Below are 20,154 nucleotides of genomic sequence, written 5' to 3'. Positions count from 1 at the left end.
ATTCGGATGAGTAATGCAGACATTTTAAAAGAAATTGTTCTTGTACATTATGAAGTCAGCCGTAAATTAAACCGCAAGTTACTTGAGTTAGAAAAAGACATCACCCCTCCGCAGATTTATGCGCTCTCTATTTTGATACAAGGAAAAGTATCAGATGCCGAAGAGCTGAAGCAAAGACTCTCTTTAAACCCAGGTGCAGCCTCTATTGCACTCAATAAATTAAGCGAACAGGGCTATATTCAAAGAGAACGAGACAAGGAAGACCATTCACTTGTCAGGTTAGAAGCCACGGAAAAAGGGCTGGCCATTTACGAAAAGCATACACGCATTTTTGGTAAGGTGATTCAACATATGATGTCAGACTTCACAGAGGAAGATTTAAAAACCTTTTTGACTTATTTGCAAAAAATGAGACAGACCTTTCATGATGAATGAGCCTTTCCATTTTGTATAATGCGGCGAACTGTAGCACAAATTAAACAGGCAACCGCATTTTATGAAAAGGGAGGAAACAGCGATGTCATTTTTCCAAAAGGATAAAAAGGCGAAAAGTGAGAAAGACCACAAGCAGGTAGATCAGCTGTTAGAAGAAGCAAGTAAAGAACTAGCAGGCGATCCGCTTCAGGAAGCTGTACAAAAGAAGAAAAACAATCATCAATAAGCAGGTAAAAGGCAGAGAATCATTCCTCTGTCTTTTTTCTATGTTTTTCCCTTTGACAGATGTGAAAATGTTTGATAACCTTCGTGTAGTAAAAATGAATAGAAATCCTCACGCTATGTCTCAGTGAGGTAGAGGTTGCGCGGATGATGAGTCACTCATGGGAGAGATGGAATCGTTGATCATGGGAAAAAGGCATCAGCGCCGAAGTGTAGAGAGAGCTCCAACTTTCTTTATGCTGGGTCTGCATTGAATAAATGCAGGACTGCCACGTCTAAAAGCGTGGAGGGCTATCCGGAGATCAAGGTGTATGTTTTGAAAAGCATGGACTTTTGTTCAGGCTTTTTTTTATGTTCTCAGTGACAAAGATAAGGGTATGCTGTTAAGAAAGTGACCCATTATGAACATAAAGAATGCAAGTCATTGCTTCACAAATATATCAATGAAGATGCTGCCGGGTCTGGTCCAAAGTGAATATAACGGAGGTACGGAAATGGAACAGACAAAAAAATGGGGTTTTTGGTTATTGACGGCATTTGTCGTCGGAAATATGGTAGGTTCAGGCATCTTTATGCTGCCAAGTACGCTTGCCCAGCACGCAAGTCCTTTAGGTGTGACGATGGCATGGCTTGTCACAGGTGGCGGTGTGCTGATGATTGCACTTGTATTTGGGCATTTATCCATTCATAAGCCGCAGCTGACGGCAGGACCACAAAGTTATGCAAGGGCGCTTTTTAAAGATCCGAAAAAGGGAAAAGCAGCCGGTTTTACAATGGTTTGGGGATATTGGGTGGCGAGCTGGATTAGTAATGTCGCCATTATTACGAGCCTTGCCGGTTATTTAACGACTTTTTTCCCTATTTTAACCGTAAAGACGGTGATCTTTACCTTTGGAAAAGAAACGATCACACTTGGTCAACTCATGACCTTTATCGTATGTACCATCCTTCTATGGGGAACACATACCATTTTAATCACAAGCTTAAGTGCTGCAAGTAAATTAAACTTTATTACGACCTTTTCAAAGGTGCTCGGATTCGTCCTTTTTATTGTAGCGGGCTTATTTGCATTCCAAACGGCATTATTTGAGCATTATTACTTCCCGGTTGCATCAGGAGGCGAAGGAGTGCTCGGACTTGGAGGCCAAATTCATCATGCGGCCATTTCCACCCTATGGGCATTTATCGGAATCGAATCTGCGGTTATTTTATCAGGGAGAGCGTCTTCGCAGCGCGATGTGAAACGTGCGACGATTACGGGTCTTCTAATCGCACTTTCGATCTACATGATTATCACGCTGATTACAATGGGCGTTCTGCCGCATGATCAATTGCAAGGCTCAGACAAACCATTCGTGGACGTGCTTCAGCTCATTATTGGGCCGGCTGGCGGGATTGTCATGGCACTGCTTGCGATCATTTGTTTATTTGGCTCAATGCTTGGCTGGATCTTACTCGGTTCAGAAGTACCTTATCAAGCAGCAAAGGCAGGCGACTTCCCAGCAGTATTTGCAAAAACAAACAAAAAAGGCAGTCCTGCCTTCGCTTTGACTGTCACAAATATCATGTCCCAGCTGTTTATTTTCTCAGTCATGTCACGCACGATTAATGAAGCCTTTACCTTTTTAACAACATCAGCGACACTTGCGTATCTCATTCCGTATATCGTGTCTTCGATCTACAGCTTTAAGGTCATCATGCAAGGAGACACATATGAGCTTCAAAAAGGTAATCGAACAAGAGACGGAATCATCGCACTTGTTGCTATGGGATATTCCGCTTGGGTCATTATTTCAGGAACAGCTGATTTGAAAACATTTGGTCTCGGAATAGGTCTGTTCTTAGTTGGTATTCTGCTTTATCCATTCATGTCAAAAGGATTTGCCAAAGGAACGGAATAAGGAAGACGTTTCTCCCAAAATGGAGAAACGTTTTTTTATGATGCAGAGGTTAATCGGTCCACAATAAACTCGAGCTGTCCTTCTAGTGACACTGGGTCATTAAAGAAGTAACCGACGGGGTCTATTTCAAATACATGTTTGTTTTGAACAGCAGGAAGTGATGTCCAGATGCTGCTTTTATACACTTGCTCTCCATTACTTTTAGAGCCGCTCCACGGACTGGTGAAAATATAGTCGCCTGCGAATTCTGGAAGTTTCTCAAGAGAAATATTTGCATAGCCTACGCCGCTATCGATGGCTTCTTTTTTGACTGCCTTCGGTGCTTTTAATTTCAACTCGTCATAAATGATTTCACCGCCGCGTGCAAATGTGTTTCCGAAAATATAAATGCCTTTATCAAATGGCGATACGATAGAAACCGTTTTGTTTCCGACAGCTTTTGTTACTTTTGGTTTCACTTCAGCGATTTTGGCATCCCATTTTGTGATCCAATCTGCTGCTTTTTTCGATGTGCCTGTCATTTTACCGAATTCTTTTAGCTGATCTTTAAAAGAATATTGATTGTATTTAATCGCAACGGTTGGAGCGATTTTTTTGTATTGATCAAATTTCTCATCTTCTCCCCAAGCAATAATCATATCTGGCTTCAAAGCTGCTACTTTTTCGACAGAGGGAGTCGTTCCAAGATTTTTAACCCCTTCCGTTTTTCCTTGATAGAAGGGGTTTTTGAAGATGGGCGCAGTTGCAGCCATCGGGGTCTTGCCAAGTGTAACGAGGTCTCCGTAGTAGCTTTCTGCAAGGAGCACAATTCGTTTCGGATCTTGAGGGAGTTTGACCTCACCTTTTGCATCTTGATAGGTGATCGTGTCATTCTTTTTGGCACCAGATTTTTTATTTGAAGTGCTGCCGCAAGCAGCTGTAAAAAGCATGAGGATGGTTAAGGAAATCAAAAGAAATCCAGTTCGTTTTTTCACAAAGGTTCTCTCCCATTCGAACATTTTTGATAATGATTATCAATATCAATCATATCGTAACATGATGGGAACAAAAATGCATCGGCTATTTTAGAACCTAAATGAAAATAGTGAAATTCTCCTGGTTTTTTTGGTGGAAATAAAGAAAATGATCAGAACAATGATTTCAAAAAGAAAAGAAAGTGATATACTAGACTTCGAGATTGATAATCATTATCACTAATAAGGAATAGATATGAACGGAAAGGAAGAGACTGGTTTTGGGCTCACAATCGAATAAACAGCTGCCAGCCAAAGACGATGCGATTGATATTGTCACGAAGCCCTTTGGAACAGCAGCTGTTATCACCATAGGAATCATCGCTTTAGTATTTGGTCTTTTTTTATCGGTATCACTAGGAGCGGCGAACATTCATTTGCACACTGTATGGGAAGCCGTCTTTCATTTTGATCCACAACAAACTTCACATCAAATCATCCGGGAATTAAGGTTGCCTCGTACAGTTGGAGCTGCACTCGTCGGTTCTTTTTTAGCCGTATCGGGGGCCATTATGCAAGGCATGACAAGAAATGCGCTTGCGTCTCCTGAAATTATGGGCGTGACAAATGGCTCTGCATTTGCGATTGCCATTGCGTTTGCTTTTTTCCCAGGGCAATCTTCTTTTACATTAATTCTTTGGTCATTTGTTGGTGCAGCACTCGGTGCCTCTATTGTGTTTGGTGTCGGTACTCTTTCAAAAGGTGGATTGACCCCAGTAAAGCTCGCATTAGCTGGTACGGCTGTTGGGGCACTTTTAAGCTCCATCTCCTCAGCAATCGCCATCCGGTTTGATGTCGCTCAAGACATGAGCTTTTGGTATGCTGGCGGCGTGGCAGGTGTGAATTGGAGCAATATTCACATCATTATTCCGGTTGCGATTGCAGGACTCATGATTGCGATGGTTCTTGCCCGCTCGATCACTGTTCTCAGCTTAGGCGATGAATTGGCAAAAGGACTTGGGCAGTACACGAAAACTGTCAAGGTACTTGGAATATTGGTCGTCATTCTTTTAACAGGTGCTGCCGTGTCGGTGGCAGGTTCTATTGGTTTTATCGGGCTTGTCATTCCTCATGTCACTCGTTTCTTGGTCGGAGTTGACTATCGATGGATTATCCCATGCTCAGCTATTTTAGGGGCTGTTCTGTTAATTTATGCAGACATTGCTGCAAGGCTGGTCAATGCTCCATTTGAAACGCCAGTCGGAGCCATTACTGCGATTATAGGCGTTCCTTTCTTCTTATATTTAGCTAGACGTGAAAGGAGCGGGATTTAGATGGAAATGGTGCAGCAGGCAAAGAAAAAGAAATACAAACGAACGATGCTCATGATCTTTTTGGCGATCGTCGCTGTGTTCCTTATTAGTTTAAATACTGGAGAAATTCGTATTTCTCCGATGGAGACATTGAAAACATTTTTTGGATTCGGAAGTGAAATGGATGAGCTTGTATTATTCGAGTTCAGACTTCCAAGAATGGTCATCGCTTTACTTGTTGGCGCTTCTATTGCTGTATCAGGAGCGATTTGGCAAGGTGTTTCTCAAAACGGTTTAGCCGATCCCGGTATTCTTGGTGTCAATGCGGGCGCAGGCTTTGCAGTTGTTTTGTTTATTTTTGCATTTCAAGGCTCTATGTCGAACTTAGGTGATTTTACGATTTTTGTACTGCCGCTCTTCGCTTTTGTAGGTGCAGGCTTTGCTGCATTTCTCATCTATGTGTTAGCGTGGAAAAAGGGCATCACACCTGTTCGTTTGATCTTAACTGGTATTGGCGTCAATGCTGCATTTTCAGCAGCAATTGTGGTGATTCAATTAAAAATGAGCCCAAATGATTTTAACCAAGCGATTGTGTGGTTATCCGGAAGCATTTGGGGCTCAAGCTGGACGTATGTCCTGTCTGTCCTGCCGTGGATGCTGATTTTCCTTGTATTAGCAGTTGTAAGAGCACGCTACTTAAATATCATGAATTTGGGTGACCAGCTTTCCTACGGCTTAGGGATTTCGGTTCATAAAGAAAGAAGCTTTCTCATGCTGATTGCCGTTGCATTAGCAGGTGCTAGTGTCGCTGTTGCAGGAAGTATTTCTTTCTTGGGGTTAGCTGCCCCGCACTTGGCGAGAAAGCTTGTTGGACCGAAGCATCAAGGAATGATACCAGCCTCCGCTATGATTGGTGCGCTGCTATTATTACTGGCAGACACACTTGGCCGCGTCATACTGGCACCATCAGAGGTGCCAGTTGGTCTTGTCGTTTCTGCTTTAGGCGCACCTTACTTCATTTATTTATTGATGAAAACGAACTAATGAGGAAGGAGAGTACAACATATGAAATCGCTCGAAACAGAAAAGCTTTGTATTGGCTATAATGACCGTTTGATTGTAGACGATTTAAATATCAGTATCCCAAAAGGCAAGGTGACCACATTGATTGGACCGAATGGGTGCGGGAAATCAACAATTTTAAAAACAATGTCCCGTATCATGAAATCCAATCAAGGAGCTGTTTACTTAAATGGCCAGGCCATCCATCAAACGCCAACAAAAGAAATTTCAAAACAAATGGCGATCTTACCGCAGTCTCCAGAAGCTCCAAGCGGGCTGACAGTCTATGAGCTTGTGTCATATGGACGTTTCCCACATCAAAATGGATTTGGACGCTTATCAAATGAAGATAAACGAATCATCAGATGGGCGCTTGAGGAAACTGGGATGATCGCTTTTCATGACCGGCCAATTGAAGCACTCTCCGGTGGACAGCGTCAGCGATTGTGGATTGCGATGGCACTTGCTCAGGAAACAGAGCTGCTCCTATTAGATGAACCTACGACGTATTTAGATCTTGCGCATCAGCTTGAGATTCTTCAGCTATTAGAACGCTTAAACAGAGAGCAGGGCCGAACTGTGCTGATGGTCATTCATGATTTGAATCATGCAGCGCGCTTTTCACATTACATGATTGCCCTCAATCAAGGAAAAGTCATAAAAGACGGTACGCCTCATGAGGTCATGACCAAAGAGGTACTCGGTCAGGTGTTCCACATTGATGCAGAAATTGTTCTTGATCCTAGAACAAATAAGCCGATCTGTTTAACATATGACTTAATGAATCATGAAAGAAAGCTAGAAGCTGTGAATGGATAATAGATGGACAAGGAACTCGGTATGACTACCGAGTTTTTTTGCGTCCCCTGAAAATACCTAATTCTTCCATTTTCTCCAGTTGATATTTTTTCGCTTTTATGCAGAAAAGAGGTACTTTTTTACTTTAGACAATGGTAATATACGGTTAGAGATCATAGCTGGAAAGGAAAGAGATGCGTGGAAACAGCAAAAATATTGATTGCAGATGACGAAGAAGCAATTGTGAAAATGGTTGAACGCGTATTAAAAAAAGAAGGATTTCAACATATCTATAAAGCCTACCATGCAGATGAAGCATTAGATGTTGTCAAAAACGAGGACATCCACCTCTTACTTCTAGATGTGATGATGCCCGGTAAATCTGGCTTTGACGTTCTTCCTGAAATGAGAAAATATACGAAAGCGCCCATTTTCTATTTAACTGCAAGAACGTCTGATGTAGATAAGCTGACAGGCTTTGCGCAAGGTGCAGACGATTACATCACAAAGCCATTTAACCCGTTAGAGCTAGTGGCTAGAATTAAGGCCCACTTAAACCGAACATATATCTCCTTACAGGAGGAGCAAGAAGAGGCTCAAAGCCAGTATGAATATGCCCATTTCTCCTATCATCCTCATGCAGCCGAACTGAAAGTGAGAGGAGAGGTGACGGCATGCTCTGCTCAGCTTCTGTCCTTGCTGAAGTACTTTTGTGATCATCCGAATGTGGTTCTTTCAAAAGATCAAATTTATGAGAAAGTATGGGGCGTTCCATCATATGGTGATAACAACACCGTCATGGTTCATATTCGAAAGCTGAGAGAAAAGATTGAATTAGATCCGAGTCAGCCCGAATATATTGTGACCATCCGTGGTATGGGATATAAATTTATTCCGCATCCTGTGAAGGTTCTTAATTAATTCATGAATTTACGAACAAAACTTTTCTTTCACTTTGTCGGGCAAATGTTTATCGTCATTGCGATTCTGCTGATCGGGAATACGTTCTCTGAGAACCTATATTATAAAAAACACTATGAGAATATGGCCGAAACTGGTTTAACAAAGGCTGATGGTGATACACTCATGAGCTGGCTTTATTTTAACGAGGATGGCAAAATGGAAGCTGAAGACCAACTCAAACAAGCAGTGAAAAAACGTGATGGCTGGCTGCAAGTGATTGATTCAAAAAAACATAGCGTGTATAGCTATCACCTTCCTAAAAATATTCCAACATCCTATCAAAAGGATGAAATGATCAAGATCTTTGAAAAAAGACAATTTAAAGATTACAAGATGTACTTCTGGCCAATTGAGATTGATCAAGAAAGCTTTATCGTGTTATATGGGTTCAAAACGAACAGCATAAAGGTAGCCAATTATCTGAAGCAGCATGAGAAAAATCTGTCTGCACTTTCTCGATATTCGGTAGAAACGAAAGAATTCTTGAAAAGAATGAATGGATCGGTGCACCTGTTCAATGAAGAAGGAAAATATTTAAAAGGCATTCGAGCCAAAAACGATTTGAAACATAACGTAACGGATGTTGAATTGCTCAAGTACCAATCGAAGCCTTGGGAGTTTAGAAGTGACCTGTCTTATATCAAAGTGAATAAAAATCTATATTTGATCGTTTCGGTGCCAAACAAAGTATATAGCCCAGACGAACTGTATGATAAAGAGACAGATGCTTTAAATCAATATACAACCATCCTGATTGCAGGTCTTGCACTCACTATTATTATTGTCATGACATTATGGTACTCGTATCGCTATGGGCTGCCGATCTATCACATTATTCGCTGGCTGATTTTTTTATCAAGAAATAAATTGCAGGAACCAACAAACAGAAAAGGGATTCCAGTTAGTAAAAATAAAAAGGGCCGTATTAAGCGGGAATACCGGTTGTTTGAGGATATCCTCAAAACAATGGATCAGCTCACGAATACCTTAAAAGAGAATGAAGCAAACCGCAGAAAAATTCAAACCACAAGGGAAGAATGGATTGCAGGATTGTCTCATGATTTGAAAACGCCCCTTAGTACGATTTACGGCTATGGACTGATGCTTGAATCCAATCAATATCAATGGTCCAAGGAAGAAGTCATGGAAATGGGACAGGTCATCCGTGAGAAATCAGAGTATATGTCGACCTTGATTGAGGATTTAAACCTCACGTATCGACTGAAAAATGGCGCATTGCCTATTAATCGAAAACCTGTCGAGCTCGGTGAATTCTTAGCATCCATTATGGACGAGTTTTCAAGAAGCTCATTTTCAGAAGATTACCCATCCTCCTTTGAAGATCAAACTGGTGGTGTCATGTTTGAGATCGACAAAGCCTGGTTCAGACGAGTGATTGAGAACCTGCTAGCGAATGCAGTCAAGCATAACCAAAAAGGAACTCATATTACAGCTACCTTATCTGAAACAAATGGGGAAGTTCGGATCGAAATGAAAGACAACGGATGCGGAATGGCACAAGAAACGGTTGATCATTTATTTAACCGCTACTACAGAGGGACAAATACGAACGATCCAACGAATGGAACAGGACTCGGGCTGGCGATTGCAAAAGAGCTCGTCTTGCTGCATGACGGTGATATTCAAGTTGAAAGTGAACTAGATGCAGGAACAACTATTGCGATTATCCTAAAAAAATCATCACCTGTAAAATAGCCAAAAAACGATTTTCTTTTTTAAAGGAGATCGTTTTTTCCTATTTTAGGATTGAAATCAACTTTGTAAACGATTACAATAAAATTGTTAACGTGAACAAATTATTTTTCATTCGATAAGAGAGATGGGGGAGTTTCATGAAAGCCTTTTTAGATGAGCAGTTTTTACTGAACAGTCGAACGGCGGTAAAGCTGTACCATGAGTTTGCAAAAGACCTTCCGATTATAGATTACCATTGTCATTTAAGTCCAAAAGAAATCTATGAAAATAAAACATTCCAAAATATAACCGAAGCATGGCTTTATGGAGATCATTATAAGTGGCGTGCCATGAGAGCAAACGGCATTCCTGAAACACACATAACAGGAGATGCATCTGATCATGAGAAATTTTTAGCGTGGGCAAAGACCGTTCCAATGACCATAGGAAATCCGCTCTATCACTGGACTCACCTAGAGCTGAGGCGATATTTTGATGTAGAGGAACTTTTGAATGAGGAGAACGCAAACATCATCTGGCAGAAAGTAAATGAAAAGCTGCAGGGAGAGGGTTTTGGTGCGAGAGACTTCATTGTGAAATCGAATGTTGAAACGGTTGTGACAACAGATGATCCGGTCGATTCGCTTCACTATCATCAAAGGCTGCGGGAAGAAGGATTCTCTGTGCAAGTGCTGCCAGGGTTTCGGCCTGATAAGGCACTCGATATAACGAATGATCTGTTTGTTGAGTATGTTCAACAGCTGGCAGAGGTTTCAGCTATCACCATACAATCCTATCAAGACTTTTTAAAAGCGCTTCGTGCGAGAATTGATTTCTTCCATGAACAGGGCTGTTTGATTTCAGATCATGCCATCAATGAAATGACGTATGAAGAAACGACAGAGGAAGAAGTCGAAATCATCTTTCACAAAAGACTGTCTGGGCATCGATTGACGGAAGAAGAGAAGATCAAATTTAAAACACAGACATTCATTAAGCTAGGTCAGGCATACTGTGAGCGGGACTGGGCGATGCAGCTTCATATCAATGCGCTTAGAAACAACAATACGAAAATGTTTGAGCGGCTTGGACCTGATACGGGATATGATGCGATGAATGATGAGAACATTGCAAAGCCGCTTTGCCGCATATTAGATCGTTTAGAACAAGAACATGCACTGCCGAAAACCATCCTCTATTCCTTGAATCCTAGGGATAATGTGGTGATTTCAACATTGGCTGGAAGCTTTCAAGATGGGAAGACACCTGGGAAGATGCAGCACGGCACAGCCTGGTGGTTTAATGATACGAAGCAAGGAATGACAGAGCAGATGATGGCTCTTTCCAGTATTGGACTGATCAGCCGTTTCATTGGTATGCTGACAGATTCACGAAGCTTTCTGTCATATACAAGACATGAATATTTCCGAAGACTGCTTTGTGATATCATCGGAGATTGGGTAGAAAAAGGAGAAGCCCCATATGATCTCGAGCTGTTAGGGGGAATTGTGAAAGGAATCAGCTATGAAAATGCCAAGCAGTATTTTCAATTTGACCGAGCAAAGCAGCTCCAGCATCAAAGCAAGATCACGTGAAGAAAAAGGCAGGAAAATGAAAGCGGTTTTATGATAAGATGGTAAAAAATCATAAAAGGCGGAATAGCATGACAGTCACAATTAAAGACATAGCAAAATTGGCAAATGTCTCTCATACCACTGTATCAAGGGCTTTGAATAACAGTCCTTTTATTAAAGAGAAGACAAAACAAAAGATTTTGTCGATTGCAAAACAGCTGAATTATTCACCGAATGTCCATGCCAGAGGCCTTGTATCACAAAAATCATTTACAATCGGTCTATTTTTTACGAGTTTAACAGAAGGCACATCCTCAAGTTTTTTTGTGGATGCGTTAAAAGGCGTTAATAGTGTCATGACAGAACACTATAATCTGTTTGTACGAGGAATTGACGATTTTCACGATTACACAACCATTCATAAACAACGCTATGATGGCATTTTGCTTATGAGTCAAAGCGAGCACGATGAAGCGTTTATCCATCATGTAAAGAAACAGGGCATTCCCATCATTGTGCTGAATCGCCGTGTGGAAAGTAATGAAGTGATGAATATATTAGCTGATGATAGTCAAGGGGCATACCAAGCAGCGCACTATTTTATACACCAGGGGCATAAACAAATCGCCATCATTGAAGGGAAAGAAGGCTTTAAATCGACTCAGGAAAGAAAAGCTGGCTTTCTGCAAGCGTTAATTGATCATCATGTGCCAATGAAGAAAGAATACATGATCACAGGCGACTATCATATGAAAAGCGGCTATGAATCAATGGAAGCCTTGCTGACTCTTGATGAGCCGCCAACAGCACTTTTTTGCTCAAACGATGACATGGCCATTGGTGCAATGAATGCTTTATATGCAAAAGGCAAAACGTGTCCAGGAGATATCTCTATTATCGGTTTTGATGATATTGCATTTTCATCCTATACCACGCCTGCACTGACAACGGTGAAAAAGCCGATTGAAAAAATGTGTGCACTTGGAGCAGAGGCTATCCTTTCAGTCATAAACGGTGAAGAGCAAGAAGAAGATCATATGGAAAAAGTGTATGTACACACAGAGCTGATGATCAGAGATTCAGTCAAAAAGGTGCAGTAATCGGCATCTTTTTAGGGAAAAATGTTCACGTGTGCATAAACATACAGGGAGGGGAAAGCATTTGAAACGATTATCGAAAGCCATATACCCGGCGGCTGAGTATCCGGAAACGATTTTGCAAATCGGTGAAGGGAATTTTATGCGTGGATTTATCAATTGGCACATCCAGAAGCTGAACGACTGCACAAATTTTAAAGGAAGAGCCGTTGTTGTTCCTCCTCGAAAAGGGTCAGTTGCAGCTTTAAATGAACAATATGGCTTGTACACCTTATGTATTCAGGGCTATCATGACCAGAAAGAAATGAATGAACGCATGGTCATCCAATCGATTAGCAGAGGAATCAGTACGTATACCGATTACGAAGGCTTTTTACATGTAGCTGAAAACCCGGATCTACGCTTCGTTTTCTCAAATACGACAGAGGCAGGGCTTGTGCTCAGAAAAGAGGATCGCTTGGAGGATCGACCGCAGGTAAGTTTTCCAGGAAAGCTGACGGCTTTCTTATATCACCGATTTAAAGCGTTTTCTGGAGATGAGCACAAGGGGCTGATCATCCTGCCTTGTGAATTGGTCGAGCACAACGGTGATCGATTAAAAGAATATGTGATCGGCATGGCAGCTGAGTGGGATCTTCCGCCTGCCTTTGTTACTTGGCTGAAGGAAGCCAACACGTTCTGTAATACGCTTGTTGATCGGATTGTCCCTGGATTTTCTAAGGAAGCGGCTGAAGCCGTACAAAAGGAAGAAGGGTATATAGACGAATTGGTTGTCACGGCAGAATATTATCACCTGTTTGTTATTGAAGCTCCTGCCTTTGTTCAAAAAGAGCTTCCCTTTCAAGAAGCAGGACTAAATGTGCTTTTTGTAGAGGATATTGCGCCTTACAGAATGAGCAAGGTCCGCATTCTAAATGGAGCACATACAGCGATGGTGCCGATTGCGTATTCTTGTGGTTTAGAGACCGTAAAAGAGGCTGTGGAAGATGAGCATGTGGGTCCGTTCATCCGACGTATGCTGGAGGAGGAAGTACTGCCAGGGCTGAAGCTTCCTGAAGATGAGCTGTTTCTTTATACACAATCTGTTTGGGACCGCTTTTGCAATCCATTTGTGAAGCATCGATTACTGGATATTGCTTTGAATGGTGTATCTAAATTTCAAACACGTATTCTCCCGTCCTTGCTTGATTATGTCGTGCTTAAGAAACAGCTGCCAATGAAGCTCGTCTTTTCACTTAGCAGTCTCATTTATTTTTACGGAGCAAGCGCAGATAAGGTAAAGGATGATGAGACTGTGATGACATTGATGAAGGAAGCCTGTGAAGGGGAGAACCATTCCAATGAAACGATTGCAGTCCACATTCTTTCAAACGAGCAATTATGGGGAAGGGATTTAACTGATATAGAAGGATTGAGCCGCGCAGTAGCCGATCAGCTTACCTTCATACAGGAGCATGGGATGAGAGCAGCTGTTCACCGAATGCTGCATCATCAATATGAAACTCAGGGGGAAAAGGCATGAAAGACTTTATTGTGATTCACCCTTCAGATAATGTAGGTATCGCTTTAAAAGTGCTTGAGCAAGGTGAGAAGCTGAAGCAGCAAGGGCATACAGTTGTCTTAAAAGAAACCGTCGCAAAAGGTCATAAATTTGCTTTGGCTGATATCAAACAACGAGAGAATATCATCAAATATGGCTATCCGATTGGTCATGCAACGAATGTAATTTCTGCCGGAGAATGGGTGCATACGCATAACATTAAAACCAATCTATCAGGCAAGCTCGATTACGAATATCGGCCTTCTTTAACAGAAAACCCCTATAAAAAAACAAACCTTACTTTTAAAGGATATAAACGAAAAAATGGCGAAAGTGGTATACGCAATGAGCTTTGGATCGTCCCAACCGTCGGCTGCGTCAATGGCATCGCGGATCAAATCATTCAAATATTCACTGCTGAAATGGGCGGAAACATTCATCCTTTTGAAACGGCTCTCGTATTAAAGCACAATTATGGATGCTCACAGCTTGGAGATGATCATGAAAATACAAAAACCATTTTACAAAATGCCGTGAAGCATCCAAATGCTGGAGGGATACTCGTTCTAGGTCTTGGTTGTGAAAACAATGATATTGAGGATTTTCAATCGACATTGGGTGAGTATGACCGTGCGAGGGTGAAATTTTTAAGAAGCCAAGAAGTAGGGGATGAAATTGAGACGGGAGTTGCTTTACTCAAGGACATTTATGACGCGGCGAAAGATGATCAGCGTGAAGAGATTCCGTTATCTGAGTTAAAAATCGGCTTGAAGTGCGGAGGATCAGATGGGTTCTCCGGTATTACTGCAAATCCGCTTTTGGGCAGGCTGTCCGATTTTATTGTGGCCCAAGACGGAACGACGGTGTTAACAGAAGTGCCCGAAATGTTTGGTGCTGAAACGATCTTAATGGAGAGAGCGGAATCAGAAGAGACATTCGACAATATTGTGCAAATGATCAATGGTTTTAAACAATACTTTCTGGATCATCGACAGCCAGTATATGAAAATCCTTCCCCGGGAAATAAAGCAGGAGGAATTTCGACATTAGAAGATAAATCTCTCGGCTGTACACAAAAAGCAGGTACTTCTGACATCAAAGATGTATTGAAATACGGAGAGCTGCTGAAACGAAAGGGACTGAATTTATTAAGTGCGCCTGGTAATGATCTGGTTGCTTCATCCGCCCTTGCAGCGTCTGGCTGTCAGCTGGTGCTCTTTACAACAGGCAGAGGGACACCGTTTGGCACATTTGTTCCAACGATGAAGGTATCGACCAATACCTCTTTATATGAAACAAAAAAACACTGGATTGACTTTAATGCTGGGGAATTGCTTGAGGATGTACCAGAAGATGTGGTGCTAGAAAAATTCATTTCAACGGTTATTGATGTGGCGAGTGGAAAGCTATTAAATCATGAAAAAAACAATTTTAGAGAGCTGGCCATTTTTAAAACAGGTGTCACACTTTAAGGCGACTGGGGGATGAGAAAGTGTCTAAAAAACGGGATTTGATGTATATCACAGCAGGTACGGTACTAACAGGAATTGGACTCGCTCGTTTAGCAAAGCAAGGGAAGAAAGATAAAGAAGCAAATGGTATGGATCATGTGTTAAAGCAGATAAAAGCGCCAATGTTCCCCGATCGTGAATTCAATGTGATTCATTATGGTGCAGACGAAAAAGGGATAGAGCTTTCTACAAATGCTATTCAGTCTGCAATCGATGATGCGCATCGTTTGAAAGGGGGGCGTGTGCTGATTCCTGAAGGAACGTTTGTGACAGGTGCTCTTGAATTGAAAAGCAATGTAGAGCTTCATCTGCATGAGAACGCCTATGTGACATTCAGCCAAGACCCACGCGATTACCTTCCGCTCGCACTGACAAGATATGAAGGGATTGAGCTTTATAATTATTCTCCGCTCATTTATGCTCACCACGCAGAAAACATCGCCATTACAGGAGCTGGAACGCTGGATGGCAGAGGTGATGAGCATCATTGGTGGCCTTGGAAGTATGGAACGAATGGTCAGCCCTCTCAGGATCGAGACCGTCAGCTTCTGTTTGAAATGGCTGAAAAGAGAATACCGGTGGAGGAAAGAGTTTTTGGAGAAGGCCATTATTTAAGATCGAGCTTTATACAGCCCTACCAATGTCAACATGTTCTCATTGAAGGAGTAACAATAAAGGATTCACCAATGTGGCAAATTCATCCGGTGTTAAGTGAAAACGTCATCGTCCGCGGAGTCAATATCATCGGGCATGGGCCAAACACAGACGGTGTGAATCCAGAGTCTTGCCGGAATGTGCTCATTGAAGATTGTTATTTTGATAATGGAGATGATTGTATTGCCATTAAATCTGGCAGAAACGAGGACGGCCGGAGAATCGGGGTCCCATCTGAAAACATTGTCATTCGTAGAAATGAAATGCGTGATGGACATGGCGGAGTGACGATCGGGAGTGAAATCTCTGGGGGAGTCAGGTATGTATACGCAGAGGATAATATCATGGACAGTCCAAACCTCGATCGGGCACTGCGCATCAAAACCAACTCTGTTAGAGGCGGTACCATTGAGCACATTTATTTTAAAAACAATACTGTCAAAAGCTTAAAGCATGAAGTTGTCTGTATCGACATGATGTATGAGGAAGGAGATGCTGGTCCTCACCGTCCTGTTGTACGTCATATTGAAGTAGAAGGGCTAAAAAGCATTGGCGGACGATATGGTGTGAAAATAGCTGCGTACTCACATTCCCCAGTCACACACTTCAAAATGAAAGATTGTGTGATAGAAGATGTGACGTATCCACTTTCTTTGGAGCATGCAGTCGCCCCTTCTTTTCAGAAAGTCGTCATCAATGGGGAACAAATCAACCAATAGCAGAAGGGAAAACAGCCTTTTTACGGCTGTTTCAGCATGTAGACAAACCCTCGCATTCGGTGTCAGTCCTGCGTGCCGGTGCTCACGAATGTCAAATTCGCTCCGCTCCAGTACTCGTCCTTCCTAGACTGCAAAGGTTTTCTATCACGCTGAAAAGAAGACAAAGGGCTAAAATAAAGATCATTTTCGCCCTTTGTCAACAATCTAAAACAGCCTTTTTTACGGCTGTTTTTCTGTTATAAGAACAGAAAATACGCTTTTGGAAATCACATATACAACCTATCTGCACTGTAGTATAATATTCCCGAAATTAGAAAAGAATTGACGAAAGAGATTGCGTCAAGCAGTACATAAATCAGGGGGTTCATTCATGAAAAAGTTAACAGCCATTTGGCTATCTTTATTGCTTGTGATAGGTGTTTTAGCAGGATGTGCAGGTGCTGAAACAGATCACAAAGCAACGGGTTCACAAAATAAAGAAACAGCGGCTGCGGCATTTCCTGTATCGATTAAAGATGCAGCTGGCAAAACAGTCGAAATCAAAGAACAGCCCAAACGGATTGTTTCTTTAATTCCAAGTAATACAGAGGTTGCCTATGCACTTGGCCTTGGCGATAAAATGGTCGGACGATCAGATTTTGACAATTATCCAAAGGAAGTCGAAAAGGTAGAGAAGATTGGCGGTCTTGAATTCAATGTAGAGAAGGTCATTTCCTTAAAGCCTGACCTTGTATTAGCACATGCATCACAGATGGGATCAAAAGATGGATTTAAACAGCTTGAAGATGCAGGTATTCAAGTGCTGACTGTAAATGATGCAACGTCCTTCAAGGATGTGTACAAGTCAATTCAGATGATCGGCGAAGCAGCCGGCGTGAAAGAAGCATCAAAGAAGCTTGTAGACGAGATGGAATCAAAATTGAATGACCTTAAGAAACAAGCAGAGGCCATTTCCAAAGACAAACAAAAAAACGTCTTTGTTGAAGTGTCAGGTGCTCCTGAAATCTATACAACAGGTAAACATACATTTATGGACGAAATGCTTTCTGTCATTCATGCAAAAAATGCCGCGAGCGACCAAACTGGCTGGGTACAGATGACGGAAGAATCGATTATCAAACGAAATCCTGATGTCATTGTCACAATTGATGGTTCCAGCTTAGCTGATCTGAAGAAAAGAGATGGCTGGAATGCGATTCAAGCAGTCAAAGAAAAACAAGTCTTTCAATTGAATACGGATCTCGCATCAAGACCGGGACCGCGATTGGTTGAAGGAGTCGAGGCTCTTGCGAAAAGCATTTATCCTGACACGTTCAAATAAATTCATCATCGCATATACATTAAGTGTTTTACTTCTTGTGGTGAGCATTGGAATGGGAATCTCCTTTGGCAGTTTAAGGATTCCCATTCCTTCTATTCTTCATATATTTGTTCATGAACTATCCGGAGTGCAGGTCGGAACCATTGATTCGATCGATCGCAATATTATGATGAACATCCGGCTGCCGAGAGTGATATTAGCGGCATTAGTCGGAGCAGCGCTGGCGTTATCTGGTGCAGCCTTTCAAGGTTTATTAAAAAATCCTCTCGCTGACCCCTATACGCTAGGGGTATCTCAAGGGGCATCAGTTGGGGCCGTAGCCACACTATTTTTTAGCTTGCAGCTCCCTTTGCTTGGCAGTTTCACACTGCCTTTTTTCAGTATGACAACAGCGCTTGTGACACTATGTCTCGTCCTCTTTTTTGCGCGTCTTGTTCATAAGGGGATGAGCATCTCCTCTTTAATCTTGACAGGGGTGATTTTCAGCTCTTTTTTGGGTGCGCTCATTTCATTAATGATTGCGTTAACGGGTGATGATCTAAAAGAGATGATTCATTGGCTTCTTGGCAGTGTGTCTATGAGGGGCTGGCGTTATATTGCCCTTTTCCTCCCTTTCTTTCTCGTTGGTACCTTTGCGCTCATGTTGATGGGACGAGATTTGAATGTCATGACGTATGGCGAAGAAAAGGCAAAACTATTAGGGGTACACGTGAAAAGGAGCAAATATATGGTTCTGCTTGCTGGCTCGATTCTGACTGGAAGTGCGGTAGCGGTATCAGGAACGATCGGATTTGTGGGACTTGTGATCCCGCATTTTATCCGTCTTTTAGCCATAACGGATCACCGGCATCTGCTGCCTTTGTCTATGCTGAACGGCGCTTCCTTTCTCGTTTTAGCAGATGTGTTATCCCGTACCATCATTGAGCCGACTGAATTGCCTATTGGCATCATTACTGCGTTAATTGGTGCACCTGTATTTGGCATCATCCTCATTCGCAGATATAGAGGAGGAACGCATCTATGATTCAAGTGAAGGAAGTCAAAGGTGGGTATGGTGAGAAAGAGGTCATTCGTGGCATCAGTTTTGAGGTGAAGCAAGGAGAATTTCTCGGTATACTTGGACCAAATGGGAGCGGCAAGACGACCTTGCTCAAAATGATAGCAGGTATTTTAGCACCAGAGAGCGGTCAAGTACGCCTAAGCGGTCATCTGGTTCAATCCTACCGGCCAAAGACGCTTGCACAAAAACTAGCTGTTTTACCGCAGAAAACCGAGCAGGCCTTCTCATTTACAGTCGAAGAAACTGTTCAATTTGGGCGTTATCCTTATCAAAAAGGATGGCTGCAATCTGTCACGAAAGAAGATGTGCAGGTCGTAAGCAGAGTGATGGAACAAACGGATGTTGCTCAATTTAAGGATCAATCTATCCATGAGTTAAGCGGGGGAGAACAGCAGCGCGTGTATTTGGCTCAGGCATTAGCTCAGCAGCCTGAATATTTATTGCTGGATGAACCAACAAGTTTTCTTGATTTAGCCTATCAAAAAGAATTGCTTGATTTAATTAAAGAAGAGACCACTTCCTCTAGATTAACGGTGGTCGGTGTGTTTCATGATGTAAACATCGCCAGTCTGTATTGCGATCGGCTGCTGCTGATTCATGAAGGAAAGGCTGAAATGTTAGGACAGCCGCATCACGTCTTGACGACAGAGCGGATCAACCGTGTGTATGAAACGAATGTTACACCGCTCCAGCATCCACTGCGAGCAAACCCACAGCTGATGATTGAGCCTGCTGCCACTTCTAAAGCATCAAGTGTGAAGTTAGCGGATGGCTGGAGAACACATGGCTCAAAAGGAATGACGTTTTCCATCAAACAGCCGCTTCGCATACTTTCTTCACATGAGAAAAGCGGAGGCTTCTTTTGGAAAAGATCACTCGGAACGGGAACTGAAACTCTTCATGAAATGCTAGATGGTTGTGAAGGCAGCTTGTTTCTCCGCCAATCTGATGGACCAAAGCAATACGCCGCAGAAGACAATGAAGAGGATATAGTTCTTTACGGGATGCGTCAGCAAGAAAAGCTGACCGTTTGGCTTGTGCTGAAAGGGTCTTTATCAGATGGAGCGTCTATTCAGCTGATGTGTCAGCTTATGCAGATCATTCAACAAGAGACGAGCATCCCCATCCATCATCTTTGTATCGCTTCTGCCAATGCCATAGAGAAGGAACCTGATGTTATTTTACACGAAAGATTACGAAAAAAAGTGCACCGTCTTCTACATACATTGGATGCAATTAAAAAGTGAACGGACTCGTTCACTCAGATTGTAGAGAAACTCATGTTTTTCTACAATCTTTTTTATTTTTAACGTATGTATGAAGAATGAAATGTATT

Annotated in this window: 17 protein-coding genes and 1 riboswitch; of the genes, 16 read left to right on the top strand and 1 reads right to left on the bottom strand. The window is 42.2% G+C overall.

Annotation, left to right across the window (positions count from 1 at the left end):
- Positions 1–6 precede the first annotated feature (6 nt).
- From R0K30_RS19635 to R0K30_RS19625, 3 genes are all read left to right on the top strand, one after another.
- Positions 7–435 carry a MarR family winged helix-turn-helix transcriptional regulator gene (locus R0K30_RS19635; RefSeq protein ID WP_099728500.1) on the top strand — a complete coding sequence of 143 codons (429 nt, stop codon included), beginning with the start codon at positions 7–9 and terminating at the stop codon, positions 433–435.
- A gap of 82 nt (positions 436–517) precedes the next feature.
- Complete coding sequence (gene sspJ / locus R0K30_RS19630; RefSeq protein ID WP_099728499.1) at positions 518–661, top strand: small acid-soluble spore protein SspJ; 144 nt, start codon at positions 518–520, stop codon at positions 659–661.
- 121 nt (positions 662–782) lie between these two features.
- A riboswitch (Lysine riboswitch) is annotated at positions 783–959 on the top strand.
- Between the two features lie 192 nt (positions 960–1,151).
- Positions 1,152–2,558, top strand: a complete 1,407-nt coding sequence (locus R0K30_RS19625; RefSeq protein ID WP_099728497.1) for an amino acid permease — start codon at positions 1,152–1,154, stop codon at positions 2,556–2,558.
- Between the two features lie 35 nt (positions 2,559–2,593).
- Here R0K30_RS19625 and R0K30_RS19620 read toward each other — a convergent pair whose 3' ends face one another.
- On the bottom strand, positions 2,594–3,532 hold the full coding sequence (locus tag R0K30_RS19620) for an iron-hydroxamate ABC transporter substrate-binding protein (protein WP_230030747.1): 939 nt from the start codon (positions 3,530–3,532) through the stop codon (positions 2,594–2,596).
- Between the two features lie 260 nt (positions 3,533–3,792).
- Between R0K30_RS19620 and R0K30_RS19615 the strand changes: the two genes are divergently transcribed.
- The 13 genes from R0K30_RS19615 (at position 3,793) to R0K30_RS19555 (ending at position 20,065) form a co-directional block, all read left to right on the top strand.
- A complete protein-coding gene (locus R0K30_RS19615; RefSeq protein WP_099728495.1) occupies positions 3,793–4,845 on the top strand; it encodes a FecCD family ABC transporter permease in 1,053 nt (350 codons plus the stop codon).
- Positions 4,846–5,868: a FecCD family ABC transporter permease gene (locus R0K30_RS19610; RefSeq protein WP_099728494.1), complete on the top strand. Its 1,023-nt coding sequence runs from the start codon at positions 4,846–4,848 to the stop codon at positions 5,866–5,868.
- 21 nt (positions 5,869–5,889) lie between these two features.
- Positions 5,890–6,705, top strand: a complete 816-nt coding sequence (locus R0K30_RS19605; RefSeq protein WP_410612388.1) for an ABC transporter ATP-binding protein — start codon at positions 5,890–5,892, stop codon at positions 6,703–6,705.
- A gap of 177 nt (positions 6,706–6,882) precedes the next feature.
- Entirely contained in the window at positions 6,883–7,605 is a 723-nt protein-coding gene (locus R0K30_RS19600; RefSeq protein WP_099728492.1) for a response regulator transcription factor, read from the top strand.
- Between the two features lie 3 nt (positions 7,606–7,608).
- On the top strand, positions 7,609–9,363 hold the full coding sequence (locus tag R0K30_RS19595; RefSeq protein ID WP_410612386.1) for a HAMP domain-containing sensor histidine kinase: 1,755 nt from the start codon (positions 7,609–7,611) through the stop codon (positions 9,361–9,363).
- A gap of 137 nt (positions 9,364–9,500) precedes the next feature.
- Positions 9,501–10,937, top strand: a complete 1,437-nt coding sequence (uxaC, locus tag R0K30_RS19590; RefSeq protein ID WP_410612384.1) for a glucuronate isomerase — start codon at positions 9,501–9,503, stop codon at positions 10,935–10,937.
- Between the two features lie 68 nt (positions 10,938–11,005).
- Positions 11,006–12,016, top strand: a complete 1,011-nt coding sequence (locus tag R0K30_RS19585; protein WP_099728489.1) for a LacI family DNA-binding transcriptional regulator — start codon at positions 11,006–11,008, stop codon at positions 12,014–12,016.
- A 61-nt stretch (positions 12,017–12,077) separates the two neighbouring features.
- Entirely contained in the window at positions 12,078–13,535 is a 1,458-nt protein-coding gene (locus R0K30_RS19580; RefSeq protein WP_410612381.1) for a tagaturonate reductase, read from the top strand.
- Positions 13,532–15,025, top strand: a complete 1,494-nt coding sequence (locus R0K30_RS19575) for a UxaA family hydrolase (RefSeq protein ID WP_099728487.1) — start codon at positions 13,532–13,534, stop codon at positions 15,023–15,025. The genes R0K30_RS19580 and R0K30_RS19575 overlap by 4 nt, the downstream gene beginning before the upstream one ends.
- Before the next feature lie 20 nt (positions 15,026–15,045).
- A complete protein-coding gene (locus R0K30_RS19570; protein WP_410612379.1) occupies positions 15,046–16,437 on the top strand; it encodes a glycoside hydrolase family 28 protein in 1,392 nt (463 codons plus the stop codon).
- Positions 16,438–16,807: 370 nt separating this feature from the next.
- Positions 16,808–17,758, top strand: a complete 951-nt coding sequence (locus R0K30_RS19565; protein ID WP_099726978.1) for an ABC transporter substrate-binding protein — start codon at positions 16,808–16,810, stop codon at positions 17,756–17,758.
- A complete protein-coding gene (locus tag R0K30_RS19560; RefSeq protein WP_410612376.1) occupies positions 17,724–18,782 on the top strand; it encodes a FecCD family ABC transporter permease in 1,059 nt (352 codons plus the stop codon). The genes R0K30_RS19565 and R0K30_RS19560 overlap by 35 nt, the downstream gene beginning before the upstream one ends.
- Positions 18,779–20,065, top strand: coding sequence for a heme ABC transporter ATP-binding protein (locus R0K30_RS19555; RefSeq protein WP_410612374.1), 1,287 nt, complete (start codon positions 18,779–18,781; stop codon positions 20,063–20,065). The genes R0K30_RS19560 and R0K30_RS19555 overlap by 4 nt, the downstream gene beginning before the upstream one ends.
- Positions 20,066–20,154: the final 89 nt, after the last annotated feature.

The organism is Bacillus sp. SIMBA_154, from assembly GCF_046536015.1.
In the GTDB taxonomy this organism is placed as follows: domain Bacteria; phylum Bacillota; class Bacilli; order Bacillales; family Bacillaceae; genus Bacillus; species Bacillus pumilus_P.
The sequence above is the reverse complement of the archived record's forward strand: the minus strand, read 5'-3'. Positions and strand labels throughout refer to the sequence as shown.